13 protein-coding genes are annotated in these 15,704 nt (G+C 62.5%); 5 read left to right on the top strand and 8 right to left on the bottom strand.

All coding sequences use genetic code 11. The features are described from left to right. The first annotated feature begins 10 nt into the window (after positions 1–10). Genes ACIQC5_RS10605 through ACIQC5_RS10590 form a run of 4 tightly spaced genes read left to right on the top strand, consistent with a single transcriptional unit; the run spans position 11 to position 4,028 of the window. Positions 11–979, top strand: a complete 969-nt coding sequence (locus ACIQC5_RS10605) for a carbohydrate ABC transporter permease (RefSeq protein ID WP_400281453.1) — start codon at positions 11–13, stop codon at positions 977–979. Further along, on the top strand, positions 976–1,896 hold the full coding sequence (locus ACIQC5_RS10600) for a carbohydrate ABC transporter permease (RefSeq protein ID WP_400281450.1): 921 nt from the start codon (positions 976–978) through the stop codon (positions 1,894–1,896). Before ACIQC5_RS10605 ends, ACIQC5_RS10600 begins: the two co-directional genes overlap by 4 nt. Before the next feature lie 31 nt (positions 1,897–1,927). Next, the gene (locus tag ACIQC5_RS10595; RefSeq protein WP_400281447.1) at positions 1,928–2,989 is read left to right on the top strand and encodes an NAD(P)-dependent alcohol dehydrogenase; all 1,062 of its coding nucleotides are present in this window, start codon (positions 1,928–1,930) and stop codon (positions 2,987–2,989) included. Between the two features lie 43 nt (positions 2,990–3,032). Beyond that, entirely contained in the window at positions 3,033–4,028 is a 996-nt protein-coding gene (locus ACIQC5_RS10590) for a carbohydrate kinase (protein WP_400281444.1), read from the top strand. A gap of 164 nt (positions 4,029–4,192) precedes the next feature. On the opposite strand, the gene ACIQC5_RS10585 is transcribed toward ACIQC5_RS10590, so the two are convergent. From ACIQC5_RS10585 to ACIQC5_RS10560, 6 genes are all read right to left on the bottom strand, one after another. Next, complete coding sequence (locus ACIQC5_RS10585) at positions 4,193–5,614, bottom strand: MFS transporter (RefSeq protein ID WP_400281442.1); 1,422 nt, start codon at positions 5,612–5,614, stop codon at positions 4,193–4,195. A 230-nt stretch (positions 5,615–5,844) separates the two neighbouring features. Continuing rightward, complete coding sequence (locus ACIQC5_RS10580; protein ID WP_400281440.1) at positions 5,845–6,552, bottom strand: GntR family transcriptional regulator; 708 nt, start codon at positions 6,550–6,552, stop codon at positions 5,845–5,847. Between the two features lie 88 nt (positions 6,553–6,640). Next, entirely contained in the window at positions 6,641–7,594 is a 954-nt protein-coding gene (locus ACIQC5_RS10575; protein WP_400281437.1) for a TAXI family TRAP transporter solute-binding subunit, read from the bottom strand. Further along, positions 7,591–9,021 carry a sensor histidine kinase gene (locus ACIQC5_RS10570; RefSeq protein WP_400281434.1) on the bottom strand — a complete coding sequence of 477 codons (1,431 nt, stop codon included), beginning with the start codon at positions 9,019–9,021 and terminating at the stop codon, positions 7,591–7,593. Before ACIQC5_RS10570 ends, ACIQC5_RS10575 begins: the two co-directional genes overlap by 4 nt. Beyond that, positions 9,018–9,683: a response regulator transcription factor gene (locus ACIQC5_RS10565; protein ID WP_400281431.1), complete on the bottom strand. Its 666-nt coding sequence runs from the start codon at positions 9,681–9,683 to the stop codon at positions 9,018–9,020. Before ACIQC5_RS10565 ends, ACIQC5_RS10570 begins: the two co-directional genes overlap by 4 nt. Positions 9,684–9,792: 109 nt before the next feature. Beyond that, positions 9,793–13,035 carry a 2-oxoglutarate dehydrogenase E1 component gene (locus ACIQC5_RS10560; protein WP_400281428.1) on the bottom strand — a complete coding sequence of 1,081 codons (3,243 nt, stop codon included), beginning with the start codon at positions 13,033–13,035 and terminating at the stop codon, positions 9,793–9,795. Between the two features lie 137 nt (positions 13,036–13,172). Between ACIQC5_RS10560 and ACIQC5_RS10555 the strand changes: the two genes are divergently transcribed. Continuing rightward, positions 13,173–14,102 carry a LysR family transcriptional regulator gene (locus ACIQC5_RS10555; RefSeq protein WP_400281425.1) on the top strand — a complete coding sequence of 310 codons (930 nt, stop codon included), beginning with the start codon at positions 13,173–13,175 and terminating at the stop codon, positions 14,100–14,102. Between the two features lie 34 nt (positions 14,103–14,136). Here ACIQC5_RS10555 and ACIQC5_RS10550 read toward each other — a convergent pair whose 3' ends face one another. Then, complete coding sequence (locus ACIQC5_RS10550; RefSeq protein ID WP_400281422.1) at positions 14,137–14,361, bottom strand: hypothetical protein; 225 nt, start codon at positions 14,359–14,361, stop codon at positions 14,137–14,139. A 19-nt stretch (positions 14,362–14,380) separates the two neighbouring features. After that, positions 14,381–15,553: an acyl-CoA dehydrogenase family protein gene (locus ACIQC5_RS10545; protein ID WP_400281420.1), complete on the bottom strand. Its 1,173-nt coding sequence runs from the start codon at positions 15,551–15,553 to the stop codon at positions 14,381–14,383. Positions 15,554–15,704 lie beyond the last annotated feature (151 nt).

The following is a 15,704-nucleotide window of genomic DNA, read 5'->3' as shown; positions in this document are numbered from 1 at the left end:
GGAGAACATCATGACTACCGCAACGGCGCGCATCTCCCGCCCAGGACATGCCACATCCAAACCAACACAAAACAGGGCTTCGCGGGAACGCGCCCTTGCCTGGGCACGGCGCGCCCCGCTGCTTCCAGCCCTGATTTTCCTCATCATCGTCACGCAGCTCCCGTTCGTGGTGACCCTGATCATCTCGTTCCTGAACTGGAACAGCCTGAGCCCCAGTAAGACGGCCTTCGCTGGCTTCGAGAACTACGTCACGGTCCTCACCGATCCTGACCTGCGGCAGGCGATCTTCACCACCATCGTCCTGACCGTTGCCGTGGTCCTGGCCAGCTTGCTCATCGGGCTGGGCCTGGCGCTGCTGCTGGACAAGAAATTCATGGGCCGCGGTCTTGCCCGCACCCTGCTGATCGCACCGTTCCTGGTGGTCCCAGTGGCTGCCGCCCTGATCTGGAAACATGCCCTCCTCAACCCCGCCTACGGGCTGATTAATGGCATCCTCACCTGGATCTGGTCGCTCTTCGGCAGCAGCTCTGCCCCGCAGCTGGACCTGCTGTCCCAGGCGCCGCTGATGGCAGTGATCGTCTCGCTTGTGTGGCAGTGGACTCCGTTCATGATGCTCATCCTGCTTGCCGGGCTGCAGTCGCGGCCCATGGACACCGTGGAAGCGGCCCAGATGGACGGCGCAACGCCATGGGCGATCTTCCGGCACCTGACCTTGCCGCACCTGCGCCAATACCTGGAACTCGGCGGCCTTCTCGGAGCCATCTACATCGTGCAGAACTTCGATTCCGTCTTCACCCTCACCGCAGGCGGCCTGGGAACTGCCAACCTGCCCTACGCCATTTACCAGACGTTCTACTACGCCAACGAATACGGCCTGGCCTCCGCCGCCGGCGTAGTGGTGGTCATTGGCACCATCGTCGTGGCCACGTTCGCACTCCGCACCGTTTTCTCGCTCTTCAAGAAGGAGGCAGCACGATGAGCACCTTTACTCCCGCCGTGCCCCACGACAACACAACCGGCAAGGCTGCTCGCGCCGCCAGCAACCCCCGCAGGCACGGCAAGACCCGCATGGACCCCACACGCAACAACACTGCCGCCGGTATCGCGGCGTGGCTGCTGGCCCTGCTCTTTGCATCCCCCGTGGTGTGGATGATCCTGACTTCCTTCCATTCCGAGACGGACGCGGCCACCAATCCGCCGTCGATCGCTGCAAGTCTGACGCTGGACGCCTACCGGGAATTCTTCGGCGAAACGTCCGGCGTCAGCCCGTGGCCATCGCTGATCAACTCGGCCACGGCGTCCATCCTGTCCACTGTCCTCGTCCTGGTGCTGGCCATCCCCGCGGCCTATGCACTGTCCATCCGGCCGGTGAAGAAGTGGACAGATGTCATGTTCTTCTTTCTCTCCACCAAGATGATGCCGGTGGTGGCAGCGATCCTGCCGCTCTACCTCTTTGCCCGCACGGTCGGGGCACTGGACAACATCTGGTTCCTGATCCTCATGTACACCTCCATGAACCTGCCCATCGCGGTGTGGATGATGCGGTCCTTCCTCGCCGAAGTTCCCGAAGAAATGCTGGAGGCGGCCCAGATCGACGGTGCCAACCTCCTGCTCATCCTGCGCAAGGTCATCGCCCCGGTCGCGATGCCGGGCATCGCCGCCACCGCCTTGATCTGCTTCATCTTCAGCTGGAACGAACTGCTCTTGGCCCGCGTCCTGACCGGCGTCGTGGCTGGTACGGCCCCTGTCTTCCTGACCGGCTTCGTCTCCGGCCAGGGCCTGTTCCTCGCCAAAGTCTGTGCCGCCGCCGTCGTCATCTCCCTCCCGGTGCTGTTCGCCGGCTTCGCTGCCCAGGACAAACTCGTCCAAGGCCTCTCCCTGGGCGCCGTCAAGTAACCTGCCCGCCGCTTTCGAAAGGATCGCTCCCATGACAACAACCACCACGCCGCATGCACCTGCTGCCGGCTCCGGACTACCCGCCACCATGCGCGCCAACGTCCTCAAGAGCCAGGGCGACATGTCCATGGAAACCCTTCCACTCCCGCAGCTCGACGCGGACCAGGTCCTCGTTCAGGTCGCCGCTGTGGGCGTCTGCGGCAGCGATGTCCACTACTACGAGCACGGCCGGATCGGCCCCTACGTGGTGGATCACCCTCTGGTCCTTGGCCACGAACTCTCCGGCCGGATCGCCGCCGTCGGCAGGTCCGTTGACCCTGCCCGCATCGGCCAGCGCGTCGCCGTCGAACCCCAACGCCCTTGCCGTAAGTGCAAGCAGTGCAAGGCCGGCCGCTACAACCTGTGCCCGGACATCGAGTTCTACGCCACCCCGCCGGTGGACGGAGCGTTCGCGGAGTACGTCACCATTCAAAGCGACTTCGCGTACGACATCCCTGACAACGTCAGCGACGAAGCCGCTGCCCTGATCGAGCCCCTTTCGGTAGGGCTCTGGGCCTGCGAGCGAGCAGACATCAAGCCCGGCAGCCGGGTGCTGATCGCCGGTGCCGGACCTATCGGCATCATCGCGGCGCAGGCTGCGCGGGCCTTCGGTGCCACCGCAATCTACATCAGCGACATTGCCGAGGACCGATTGGCTTTTGCCCTGGAACACGGGGCAACCCACGCCCTGAACGCCAGGACGGACAGCGTGGAAGGACTCGATGTGGACGCCTTCATAGATGCCTCCGGGGCACCGCAGGCGGTCCGTTCCGGCATCAAGGCCGTAGCGCCGGCGGGCCGTGTGATCCTCGTGGGGCTGGGGGCCGACGAGGTCGAACTCCCCGTCTCCTACATCCAGAACCGGGAGATCTGGCTTTCCGGCGTTTTCCGCTACACAAACACCTGGCCGCTGGCCATCCAGCTCCTCGCCGACGGCAAGGTGGACCTGGACGTCCTGGTCACCGGAAAGTTCGGGCTGGCCGAATCCGAAGAGGCGCTGAAAGCGGGAAAGCAGCCCGGCCAGCTCAAGGCTGTCGTCTACCCCGGCCGCTGACCGCGGCATCGTGGACACTCGAGAATTCTGCAAGGAAGCTACCATGCCAACACACTCCACCGCCACGGTCCTTCCGGTCGGCGGTCCCTTGGTCACCGTCATCGGCGAGTCCCTGGCGGACATCATCGATGACCCGCGCCGGGGGACTGCAGGCCGCCACGTCCATCCGGGCGGCAGCCCTCTGAACGTTGCAGTGGGAACCGCCAGGCTGGGCCTTCCGACCAGCCTCGTGACGCATTACGACGACGACGCGTACGGGCTGATGGTCGAGCAGCACCTGCGGGCCAACGGCGTTGTGCCGGTCCGTGGCGGTACGGCACCCACTTCCACCGCAACAGCAACACTTGGCCATGACGGTGCCGCAACGTATACGTTCGACGTCACGTGGGACATCAACGGCGCATTGTTTCCCGCGCTTGCTGCGGTGGAAGCCTCCACGCACGTCCACACAGGTTCGATCGCCACGCTGCTTTCGCCGGGCAACCACGCCACGCTTGCCCTGGTGGAGGCGGCACGGCGTGGTGCCACCGTCAGTTACGACCCCAATTGCCGGCCGGGCGTCAGCCCGGATGTTGCCTCGGCCCGGCGGCAGGCCGAAGATTTCGTCGCTGCGAGCGACATCGTCAAGGCAAGCGACGAAGACCTCATGTGGCTCTACCCTCACAGGACTCCCGAGGAGTCGTTGGCTGCCTGGCTGGAGCTCGGCCCGGTGCTGGTTGCCCTCACCCGCGGCGCGCAGGGGCCCGTGCTTGTTAACAGGCAGGGCCGCGTTGAACTACCCGGCGAAAGCATAGACGTGGCAGACACGGTCGGGGCGGGCGACTCCTTCATGGCCACCCTTGTTTTTGGGCTTTCACAGTTGGACCTCCTGGGAGCACATGCCCGGTCCCGGCTGGTGGCCCTCACCCTCGCCGAACTCCGCGTCCTGGCAGCCTATGCGAACAGGGCGGCAGCCATCACCTGCTCGCGCCCTGGCGCCAATCCACCCACGTCCGCAGAACTGGACCCGATCAATCCCGCCACGGCCTGGAGGGACTGAAACGTGCCCCCGTGGCGACGGCGCACTTGCCGCCCTTCAAAGGGCTAGTTGCAACCACCAAGGAATCACTTGTAACCACCAAGGAATCAGGGCCTGGGTTGAAGTGGCAAACAAAGAAAAGTGGCCGGCCTCCGCTGGAGGCCGGCCACTTTTGTCTTGGTGGGTTAGTTTCGGGAGCCTGTGGGGCTCAATTCGGGTACCGTGCCGTTCGAATCACCTTCTGTTGACCAGGGGACGTTGCCAGCGGGAGCTGTCTGTGCAATGTCGGCCTCGAGGCTGGAGTTCTTCGACGGTTCCTTGACCATAAACGAGGCAACCAGAGTCAATGCGATGCAGCCTGTGACGTACCAGAAGAAGGTAGATTCCATGCCCGCCTGCTTGAGCGCCAAACCAATGGGTTCAACTGTTCCGCCGAAGGATGCTGCAACGAGTGCGTGCGGCAGTCCGACGCCCAGAGCGCGGACCCGGGTGGGGAACATTTCAGCTTTGACGATCGAAGCACAGGCTGTGTAGCCGGAGACGAAGACCAAGCAGAGCATCATCAGGCCAAACGCGGCGAACACGTTGGTGGTGTCGGCGAGGATGGTCAGTACCGGCACGGTAACGATGGTGCCGCCGATGGAGAAGAAAAGCATGACCTTGCGGCGTCCGTAGCGGTCCGAGAGGCCGCCGGCGATCGGCTGCAGGAACATGAAGAGGAACAGTGCCACAAAGCTGATGACGCTGGCGTCTTCTTTGGCGATACCGGAGGTGTTGACCATGTATTTCTGCATGTAGGTGGTGTAGACGTAGAAGCTGACTGTGCCTCCAATGGCCAGGCAGAAGACGGCGATGAGCTGCTTGGGGTACTGCAGGAGAGCGCGCAGGGAGCCTACAGGCTTCTTACCGGTGGATGCGGTCTCTGCTTCGCTGCGTGCCTTCTCCAGCTTGTAGTGCTCGGATTCGTCCATGGAGCGGCGGAGGACCATGACCAGGAGTCCGGCTACGGCGCCGATGATGAACGGGATGCGCCATCCCCATTCGCCCATCTGTTCGGGTGTCAGGAGGCGTTGCAGCAGGATCATCACCAGCAGTGCGGAGAGTTGGCCGATGATGATGGAGACGTACTGGAAGCTGGAGAAGAAGCCTCGGCGGCCAGGCGTTGCGACCTCTGAAAGATACGTGGCGCTGGAGCCGAATTCCCCGCCGACGCTCAGGCCCTGAATGAGCCGTGCGAAGACCAAGAGGATAGGTGCCCAAATCCCGATCGTGTCGAAGGATGGGGTGAGGCCGATCGTCAGCGAGCCGGCGCTCATGAGAAGGACTGAAGCGGCGAGGGCGTTTCGGCGTCCGTGGCGGTCCGCGTACATACCCAGCAACCAGCCGCCGAGGGGACGCATGAGGAAGCCGACGGCGAAAACGGCAGCGGTTGACAGCAACTGGGCGGTGGGGTTGCCGCTGGGGAAGAACTCGGCAGCGAAGTAGATGCTGAACGAAGCGTAGACGAACCAGTCGTACCACTCGATCAGGTTGCCGAGGCACCCCTTGACAACATTGCTCACCACACGGGACTTGACCGGTGCAGCTTGCGTGCTTTGAGTGTTCACTTGAACTCCTTTGTTCTTGTCGGTGGCGTTGGGCTTCTGCTGCCGTCGCCGCCGGTTCGGGGCTTTCGCCGTGGAACTACCTCCAATGTGTCTCAGGTCACCCGGGCCTGAATAGCGAATTGGCGATTTCTTAGCCGTCCCTTAAGACGGTTCTTCAGTGGGCGTTTGGCAGCACAAAATAGCCGGGCCCGCATGAGCGCGGACCCGGCATGACCGGACTTAACAGGGAGCTAGACGCGTGCGAGACCCGGTGACTCGTCACTGGCTCCGTCGGCGGCTACGCGCTCATCAAAATGGGCGGCCAGAAGCTCTCCTGAGTGCATCAGGTGCTCCTCCATCTCCGCCCGGGCCGTGGTGGCGTCCTTGGATCGGATGGCTTCCAAGAGTTTTGAATGGTCGTCGACAGTAGCTTTGGGCCAGCCTTCAATGCTGGAGTAAAACCTTCGGGGAACATACCGCGAAACGAGGCCCATGGCCCAGATAATCTTCCGTGAATCCGCCAAGAGATTGATCTCGCGGTGGAAGGCATGGTTTTTTTCTTCCAGCGAGGCATGATCGTGGCGGGCTGCGGCAGCAATGAGTTCGTGATGCAGCGCTTCGAGTTCGGCCAGGTCTTCGTCGGTGGCATTGTGCGTCGCTCGCGCCGCCAGTTCGCCACCGATCAGAGCCTGAACCCGGAAGATGTCCCGGATGTCCTGCCCGGTCAGCGGCGCAACTTGGAATCCCTTCCGCGGTACCAATTCCAGGAAGCCCTCCACCCGGAGGGACTGCAGAGCCTCCCGGACCGGCGTGGTGGAAATTTGTAGAGCCTCGGCCAGGACCTCGGGCCGCACCTGCGTTCCGGGCCGAAGGCTGCCAGACATGATGAGGGCGCGGACGTAGGACGAAGCCTCGTCACTCAATTGCGGACGAACACGTTTGCGCTCAATCATTGTCATGTCACTTTCTGCTTGCTACAACCAAAACTACGGCATTGCCCGGGAAGAATTGTCGCAGCTTCCGCGCATGGCCTCGGCGAGTCCAACGCTAGGCGTGGTTGCGCTTGTAGGCCTCGGCGGCACCTGGGTGGAGTGGAATCCCGGAGGTGTAGATCAGTGAGCGGGTGTCCAGGAACTGAATGCCCACGGCTCCCGGAGGCACCAATTCCGCGGACCTTCGCACCAAGACGTCCACAACCCTGCTGACCACGTCATTGGGAAGGCCGGGCCTGGCTAAGAGGATGGTCGAAATTCCCACTGATGAAATCTCGGTTCCCGAGGCGTAGAGGCTTCTCGGCAGGGTCACCGGCTGGTACACGGGACCGTACCGTGCCTGCAGCGCCCGCTGTTCGGAGGCAAGGTCCAAGAGGCGGATCCCGGAGGCTGGGCCGCGACCGTTACTGGTGTCCATCTGGGGATGGGGCACTCCTCCCGCAAAGAGGGCGGCCTCAACGTCACCAGCGGCCAACGCCTCGAGCACGCCCGTGATGGGTACTTGGCGGATAGTCACGTCGGACTCGTTGATCCCGCCGGCCTCAAGGAGGAGATGGCCGGCCCGGATGGTGGCCGAACTTGCTCCCAGGCTGATGACCTTTCCTCTTAAATGGGACACCGAGCGTACGGACGAGTCTCCGGCGACAGCGAATTGCAGGTAGTTCAGGTAGAGCCGGCCCACCGCTAGTAGATTCTGTTGTTCGGTCAGCGCGACGTCGGCCAAAACCAACGCGAAATCGAGCTTGCCCGTAAGGATGCGTTCCAGGTTTTCCACTGACCCATCGGTAATGGTCGGGTCCAGGGTGAAGCCGACGTCGGCGCCGGATACCGCCGCAGTCAGCGACTGGCCGAAATCGTAGAAGAATCCTCGGTTTTCTGCGGTGCCCAGTGTGAACTGACTATGTGGTGCGCTGCAACTTCCCAGCAGGCCACCTGCTGTCGCTGCAGCGGCTGCGGTGAGCAGCCGCCGTCGTGATAACTGTTGCCGGGCGATGTTCAGGTGTGTCATGGCGCCACCTCCTCTTGAGCAGCAGGGAGTGTCAATATGACGGTGAGACCGCCGCCGGGAGTTTCACGGGTGCTGACGCTGCCACCATTCCGCTGTATGAGTGCCTCCACAATGGACAGTCCCAATCCGGTTCCCCCGGGCTTTTCCGGCTGTGCGGCTGTTCCGCGGAAGAACCTCCTGGTAATCAACGTCAGTTCGCTCGGCTGTACACCTGCCCCGTCATCTGCCACCGTGACCATGACCCGGGCGTCGTCGTTGGTGTCGACTGAAATCCTGACAGTGGCGCCGCGGCCGGCGTACTTGCAGGCATTGTCCAGCAGGACGTCGAGTGACTGTTCAAGGTCGCCGGTGCTGATGGAGGCGGCAGGACCGCCAGTCGAGTCTTGAACCTCAAGGGCAACCTCGGCGGCAGCGGCAGTTTCCGCCCAAAAGTCTGCGCGCTCTTGAGCCACAGCCAGTGGCAGGCAGTACTCGTGACCCAGTTGCCGGGCACGCGGAGTTTCAGCCACGGACAAAGCCAGCAGATCGTCAAGGATTTCCTCCAAGCGAAGAGTTTCGCCAAGAGCTCGCTGGTAGCTCTTTGTGCCGTCGCCACGCACCTGCGGCTCCAAAAGGTCCAGGCGCAATTGGAGAGCCGTGAGGGGGTTCCTCAACTGGTGGGCTGTATCGGCCACCAGCCGGCTCTGGGCGTCCGCCGAGGCATGAACGGTAGTGGCCATTTTTTCAAAGGCCTTGGACAGCAATTGGAATTCCGGCGGCCCCCCGGCGGTGTGCTCAGGCAGGGGCGCGGCGCCACTGCCGGCGGCTTTGGAGACGGGCAGGCTTTCAGTCAGTTCCTGCATGCGCTGGCTGACTTTGTCCAAGGGGCGAAGGATCCAGCGGCTTAAAGCCAAGGCCAAGAGACCGAAAACTGCCACAGCCGTGATGGACCCTGCGCCGATGAGCAGCCATATCCGCAGGATGTCGCCCCGCGGGCCGTCTGTGGAAGCAACGATGACCACCGCGCCGTTGACCTGGGCACCGGAACCGATCGGTTTGGCGAAGACCGCTGTGTCGGGGCTCCACGGGGTGAGCAGTTCGAGGCCCGATGAGCGCTCGTTGCGCAGCGCCCGCCCCACAGCCTCCGACACTTCGGGATCGTCCAGTGTGGTTCCGACCGCCTGGGCGGAAGCGCCCCTGGTGGACACTACGGCAACGGCATCACCATAGAGGCTGTTGTAGGCGGCAATCTCTTCCAGGAGCAATCCGGGACCTGCGTTCCGGACGTAGTTGTCGGCCAGGTCCGCGAACCGTTGAAGGTCCCCGTCCCTGCTGAGGACGAACTGGCGGGTGCGAAGGTCCGCTGACGACAACGCCAAAGGAACCGCGAACCCTGCAACCACTATCGCGCCAAGGATCGCGAGGACCAATAGCAGGCGGGTTCTCACTGTTCGCCCGTCCAGCGATACCCAAAACCGCGGATGGTCTCAATCAACCCGGCGCGGCCGATCTTGGACCGGAGGGCCGTCATGTGGACATCCAGGGACCGCGACACCGTGACAAAAGCGTCGCCCCAGATGTGATCCATCATGTGTTGGCGGCTGACGGCTGTCCCAGGGCTGTCAACCAGCATGGCCAGCAGCTGGAACTCCTTGGTGGTCAGCTGGATCTGTTCCCCACCCACTTCCAAGGTTCTCCCCGAAAGATCGATGATGACGTCGCCAAATTCGCGGACATGCGTTGAAGTCGCAGAGGCCCGCTGCGCCCTTCGACGGATGGCCTCAATCCGGGCCAACAGTTCAGTGATGCGGGCAGGTTTGACCAGATAGTCGTCGGCTCCGTTCCGTAAGCCACGCACCACGGACCGTTCGTCGTCCCTCGCAGTCAACACGATGACAGGGACCGCGGAAACCTGGCGGAGACGCCGCAGGACTTCTATTCCATCCATGTCGGGTAGCCCCAGGTCCAAAAGAACAAGGTCGAAGTCCGGGTGCCGGGTCAGGAGTTCGGTGCCGCGGGCCATACGGTGGGCGGTGATGCGGTGGGCTTCCAGCGCGTCCACCAGTGCGCTGGCAACGCCGTCGTCGTCTTCGACAACACCTATCCGCATGTATCAGGTTCCTTTCACTGGGTCAGGCGGTGCGGGATTTCCCGCACCGCCTGACCTTCGTCTCTTGGTTACTCTAGGCGCCTCGAACCGGGTGGACGAGACTGGACCGCTAGCCGATCCGGAAATCGACGACGCCGGGCTGGGCCGCCGCTGTCAGCAGACGCTCCTGGGCTGCTTTGTGCTCAGCCGAGTAGCCTTCCGCAGGTGAAGCTGCCTCCGGCCTGCCGACGTAGCCGAGACGGAAACGGCTCAGGCCCATCTTGAGAAGCTTGGGCAGGACATAGGTCCATGCACCCATGTTCTCGGGTTCTTCCTGGACCCAGATGATTTCCTCCAGCCCACCGGCAGCTGCCACTTCGCGCATGATCTCTTCATGGGGGAAGGGGTACAACTGCTCGAGGCGAAGCAGGCGCACGCCCTCGCCCAGACGTTCCTTGGCCTCCACGCCCACCTTTCCGGTGCAAAGGAGAAGGCGTGTTGCCTCGTGGCTGGGAGCGCCCGATGCCAGGACTTTGTGGAAGGTGCCAGCGGTGAAGTCTTCCACCGCAGATTTCGCAGACTCAGCCCGCAGCAGTGACTTCGGCGTGAAGATGACGTGCGGCCGGGGCTCCTCCATGGCTGCTGCATTCACCAAGGCGTTGAAGTACTGGGCCGCCGTGGTCGGGATGAGGATACGGGCGTTGTCGCGTGCTGCCAGTTGGAGGAACCGCTCAAGGCGTGCCGAGGAGTGTTCCGGACCGGCGCCTTCCCAGCCGTGGGGGAGGAGTGCAACAAACCGGCTTTCGCGGCCCCACTTGTCACGCCCGGCCATGATGAACTGATCGAAGATGACCTGTGCAACGTTCACGAAGTCACCGAACTGGGCCTCCCACAGCTGGAGTGAGTCCGTGTTCGTCCGCCCGTAGCCATACTCGAATCCCACCGTGGCAACCTCGGTCAATGGAGTATTTGCCACAAGGAAAGGTGCCTCCCCGAACGTGAGACGCTCCGCCTTGTCACCCGTCTGCGCATCGTGCACCACGATGTGACGATGACTGAAGGTGCCGCGCTCCACGTCCTCACCCGTGAGCCGCACGGGAACGCCAGCCTCATTGATGTGCTTCAAAGCAAGTAGTTCCGCCTGACCCCAGTCCACCAGGAACTCCTGGTTACGCAAAGCGCGCTTCTTATCGAATTGACGCATCAGCTTCGGATGTATTGCGACGTCGTCACGCGTCTGTTCGGCCACATCAAGGACGTCGGCCAGCCACGTAGCCGTAATGTCCTGCAGTTTTGCCGCGACACCGGGGCGCGGCTTGAACTCCTGCGTAACGACGGAGCTCAAATCAAAGACCCGTGCCTTCTCCAAGGCTCCGACGAGGTGCTCCTTGGCCGCGGTCCGGGTTTCGGCGACGTAGGTGTTCGTCACCAGGCCGGCCGCTTCCAAAGTGCCCGCGTAGATTTCGTGGACTGGAGGGTGCTGGTCAATGTCGTCGTAATACACGGGCTGCGTGTAGCGGGGCTCGTCGGTCTCATTGTGTCCATGACGGCGGTAACCCTGAACGTGGATGACGATGTCCGAGCCAAAGCGCTCGCGGTATTCGAAGGCAATTCGGGCCGCAACCAGGTTGGCGTCGACGTCGTCAGCGTCGGTGTGGATGACGGGAACGTCGAAGCCGCGGACAACGTCCGACGGGTAGGAGGTTGAACGCAGCTGGAAGGGCGTTGCCGTGAATCCGAGCCTGTTGTCCTGGACGATGTGGACGGTGCCGCCCACGTTGTAGGGCTCGAGCCGCTGCAGGTTGAAGGTCTCGTAAACAACCCCCTGTCCTGTGAAAGCGGCGTCACCGTGCAGCAACACGGGAAGAACCCGGCGCCGGGCCTCTTCCGGTGTCATGCCCTCTGCGACGAGCTGGTCCTGTTTCGCCTTGGCAGCGCCAAGCGCCACGGGTGAGACGAATTCCAGGTGGCTGGGGTTCTGTTCCAGCATGACGCTGATCGTTGTGCCATCCGCGTCGGTGAATGTGCCGCTACCGCCGAGGTGTTGGCGGACATCGCCGGAGCGGGCCAGTTCGGTGGAGCGGGCTGAGGGGAGGAATTCGGCAAGGATGCGCTCCATCGGCCAATTCAGGATGTGAGCCATGATGCTGAGCCTGCCGCGGTGGGCCATACCCAGGACAGTGTCTGTGTAGCCCTTGCCCGCTGCGTGTCCCGCCATTTCCGCCAAGGCGACAACGGTTGATTCGAGCCCCTGCACTGAGAGTGTCTTTTGGCCCAGGAACTGGGTTTGAAGGTAGCTTTCGAAGACGTCGATGTCGGTAGACAGCTTGAGCGCCTGAAGTCGCCGTTCAGCCGTGGGCTGGGGAGTGCCATGGCGGATGAGATCAGCGAGCCAGGTGCGCGTTTCGGGGTCGGAAAGGTGGGCAAATTCGACCTCGACGCCGTTCGGCAGCCAGGATCCCTCGTCGCGGGCACGTACGGGTTCCAGCCGGGCGACGGTAGCGCTGCCTGCGCTGTTGAACTCGGCAAGCCGCACGTCGCCGTCGGCGGCTGTGTCCACCCCCTGAAGTCCGAGCAGCGGGTCAGGCTCGTTGCGCAGAATTTCCTGTTCGAGTTCGGCAAGGAAGTCGGGGGATCGCAGAAGCTTCTCGACGGTGCCAAGGAAACTACCAGAGTCTGCGCCTTGGATTGCGCGGTGGTCGTAGCTGGAGGACAGCGTGATAACAGGGTCCACGGGATGAGTGGAAGCGAGAGTTTCCAGTCCTGCGGGAACGCCGATAGCACCTGCGGCGACGATGATGCCTGGGCCGGCGGGAAGCAGCGGTACACCTGTTGTCGAACCGAAACGGCCTGTGCTGGTGAGGATCAGGGTGGCTCCGCGAAGTTTGGTCACGGCGATGGTTCCGGCCCGGCATTCCTGGGAAAGCTGACCGAGCTGTTCTACAAGCGCCGGGAATGTGAGGCTGGCGGCGTCTTGGATGACGGGGACCATGATGGAGTGGCCCGCGGAAGTCTCAACGTCTACCGCCACTCCAAGATTGACCGTCCCTTCCTGAACCAGGACAAGGTCAGAGCCATCGGATTCGATGCGCTGACGCACTGCCGGAACCTCGTGCTGGGCGGCACGGGCCATTGCCGTCGCAAGCACGGCGGCAATCGGGACGTTGAAGCCCTGGCCGCGGAGCCGTTCACGCCAAGCCATGAGTGCAGAGACCTCGAAGGTCCTCATAGTGGATGCCGTAGGCACGCTGAGGCTGGCCTCCATATTGCGGGCCATGGCTGCGCCCCGGCCGCGGAGGACTTTGCGGGAATCGGCTGCGGGTATTGAGCCGGGGTTGGTCGGGCTGGATTCGGGGGTCAGGTTCTGAAGCATGTGGTTGTCTTTCAGCAGTGGTAACGGAGGGATTTGCATTCCATCGTCCTCGTTATGGATAGATGTCACCAATACCTTTTTGTGATGGCTATATGTCATGGTGTTATTGCACTTGTTCGGCTGACGAAAGGATCCACATGGAGATGCGGCAACTCCAGGCGCTGCTGGCAGTGGCGGACTCGGGCAGCGTGACGCGGGCTGCTGAGCTGCTGAGGATCGTCCAGCCTGCGGTCACACGCCAAATCCACAACCTGGAGACTGAACTCGGCGCCACGTTGTTCGAGCGAAGCCGTTCCGGAATGCGGCTGACCGATGTTGGAGCCAGTGTTGCGGAGCGGGCACGCCGGGCCCTGAACGAACTTGACCGCGCCCGGGAGGAAGCCCGTTCCCAAGGTGCGGGGCTCCACGGAATTGTCACCGTGGGGCTGTTGGCCAGCACGTCCTCGCTGTTGGCCGTCCCGCTGGTTGAACGGGTGATGGAGAGTCACCCTGGTGTCCGGTTGAGGGTAGTCACCGGATATGCCGGCCACCTGAGTCGTGGGCTCGAATCGGGCGATATTGACGTTGCCGTGACGTACAACCAGCCCCCTGCCGCTGCATTGGAAGTTCTGCCTTTGTTGGACGAAGACTTGTGGGCGGTCGCGCCGCCCAGTGAGGATTCATTCCCTGTTCCGGGCGTGGACCTTCACCACCTGCTGGGCATGAACCTGGTCATGCCCAGCGCTCCCCACGGCATCCGTTCGCTGGTGGAGAGCGCCGCAGCACGACTTGGGCAGCCGCTTCAGATCGCCGTTGAGACGAACGACGCCGGTGTCCAGGCCCAGCTGGTGGAAGTCGGAATCGGATGGACGGTGCTGCCGGGCATTCTTGCGGCACAAGAGGCGTCCTCCGGTGTTGTCCTGGCGGCTCCCATCGTCAATCCAGCGATTCCGCGCAGGATCGTACTTGCGCGGCCCCCCAGCGCGCGGTCAACGGCGGCCGTGCGCATGGTGGCCGACATGCTGGAGAGAACCATCCTTGGGAAAATTTCGTCCGGCCAATGGCCGTCCGCCCGCCCGGTCAGGTAGTCCCGGCATATTGCAGCCAGCCGCGCCACTCCTCTTAGCTGAACTTAACCGGTGAACTCAGCTGCCTCGGCTGGATCCACACTTCGAAGTTCTCCGCAGAAGCGAACATGGCGCGTCTGTTGTTGGCATCCGCCGCCAGCCATATGGCCGATGAATCAGGCATCGCGTGCTCAACAACGCCCGTGCGTACAAGCTGCCCGTCTTTCCTGATCTCGACTGTGGCACCAACCAGCCGGCTCCACTTCTGCGAGTCATCCATGGCAGGACTCCTCCGCCGCTCAGTAGGAGCGGGGAAGCCCCAGCACCTTGGTGGCCACGAAGGACTTGATCATGTTGTTGTTGACAGGAGCGACCTGGAACATGCGGGTTTCGCGGAACTTGCGCTCAACATCGTATTCATCGACGAAGCCGTAACCGCCATGCGTGTCCAGGCAGGCGTTGCCGGCGGCCCAGCTGGCCTCGGAGGCAAGGTGCTTGGCCATGTTGGCTTCGGCGCCGCACGGTTCTCCGGCATCGAAGAGCCGGGCTGCTTCGTAACGCATCATGTCCGCTGCACGGACCTTCATGTAGGCGTCGGTAATGGGGAACTGTACGCCCTGGTTGGTTCCGATGGTCCGGCCGAAAACGCTGCGCTTGTTGGCGTATTCCACCGCGCGGGTGGTGAACCAGTAGCCATCGCCGATAGCTTCCGAAGCGAGCAGGATTCGTTCTGCGTTCCAGCCGTCGATGACGTATCGGAAGCCCTTGCCTACCTCGCCGATGACTGCCGACTGCGGAACGCGCATCCCTTTGTAGAAGATTTGGTTGGTTGCATAGTTGAACATCGTCCGCACCTTGACCACTTCCAAAGTCTCGGGTTGTTCGGCACGCACTCTGCGGAGGTCCACGAGGAACAGCGTGAGTCCGTGGGTCCGGTCACCGCCCTTTTCTTCGGGCTTGGCAGATGTCCGGGCCAGGACGAACGCCAGGTCTGATTCGTCGATTCGACTGGTCCAGCTCTTGTGGCCCGTGATGATGTAGTCCTCGCCATCCTTGACCGCTGCGGTTTCGATGCTGGTGGTGTCCGAACCGGCAGAGTCCTCCGTGATGGAGAATGCCTGGAGACGGAGGTCGCCAGAGGCGATTGCCGGCAGGTAGGCATTCTTCTGTGCCTCGTTGCCATGACGGAGGAGCGCGCCCATGGTGTACATCTGCGCATGGCATGCTGCTGAGTGGCCGCCGGACTTGTTGATTTCTTCCATGATCACGCTGGCTTCGGTCAGGCCGACGCCAAGGCCGCCATACTCAGTGGGGATCAGCGCAGCAAGAAGGCCTTCCTTGGTCAGCCTGTCAACGAATTCCTGCGGGTAGCGGCGGTTGCGGTCAGTCTCGCGCCAGTACTCATCCGGAAACAGGTCGCAAAGGGCCCGTGTTTTGGCCCGAAGTTCTTCGACAGTGGTGGGGGCGGTCATCGGATGCTCCTTAGTGTGGGTGGCTAGTGCGTCATCGGTAGCCTGAATCGAGAATACAAAATATATTCTGGATCTGACAAGAGCGGTGACTATCTCATGATCTGTGATTTCAGCAGGCAGACCCTTGACAGTGCAGGGATCAAGCGGGTTT

This window comes from Paenarthrobacter sp. NPDC092416 (assembly GCF_044755025.1).
Classification (GTDB): Bacteria; Actinomycetota; Actinomycetes; order Actinomycetales; family Micrococcaceae; genus Arthrobacter.
This window is presented reverse-complemented; position numbering and strand designations above follow the sequence as displayed.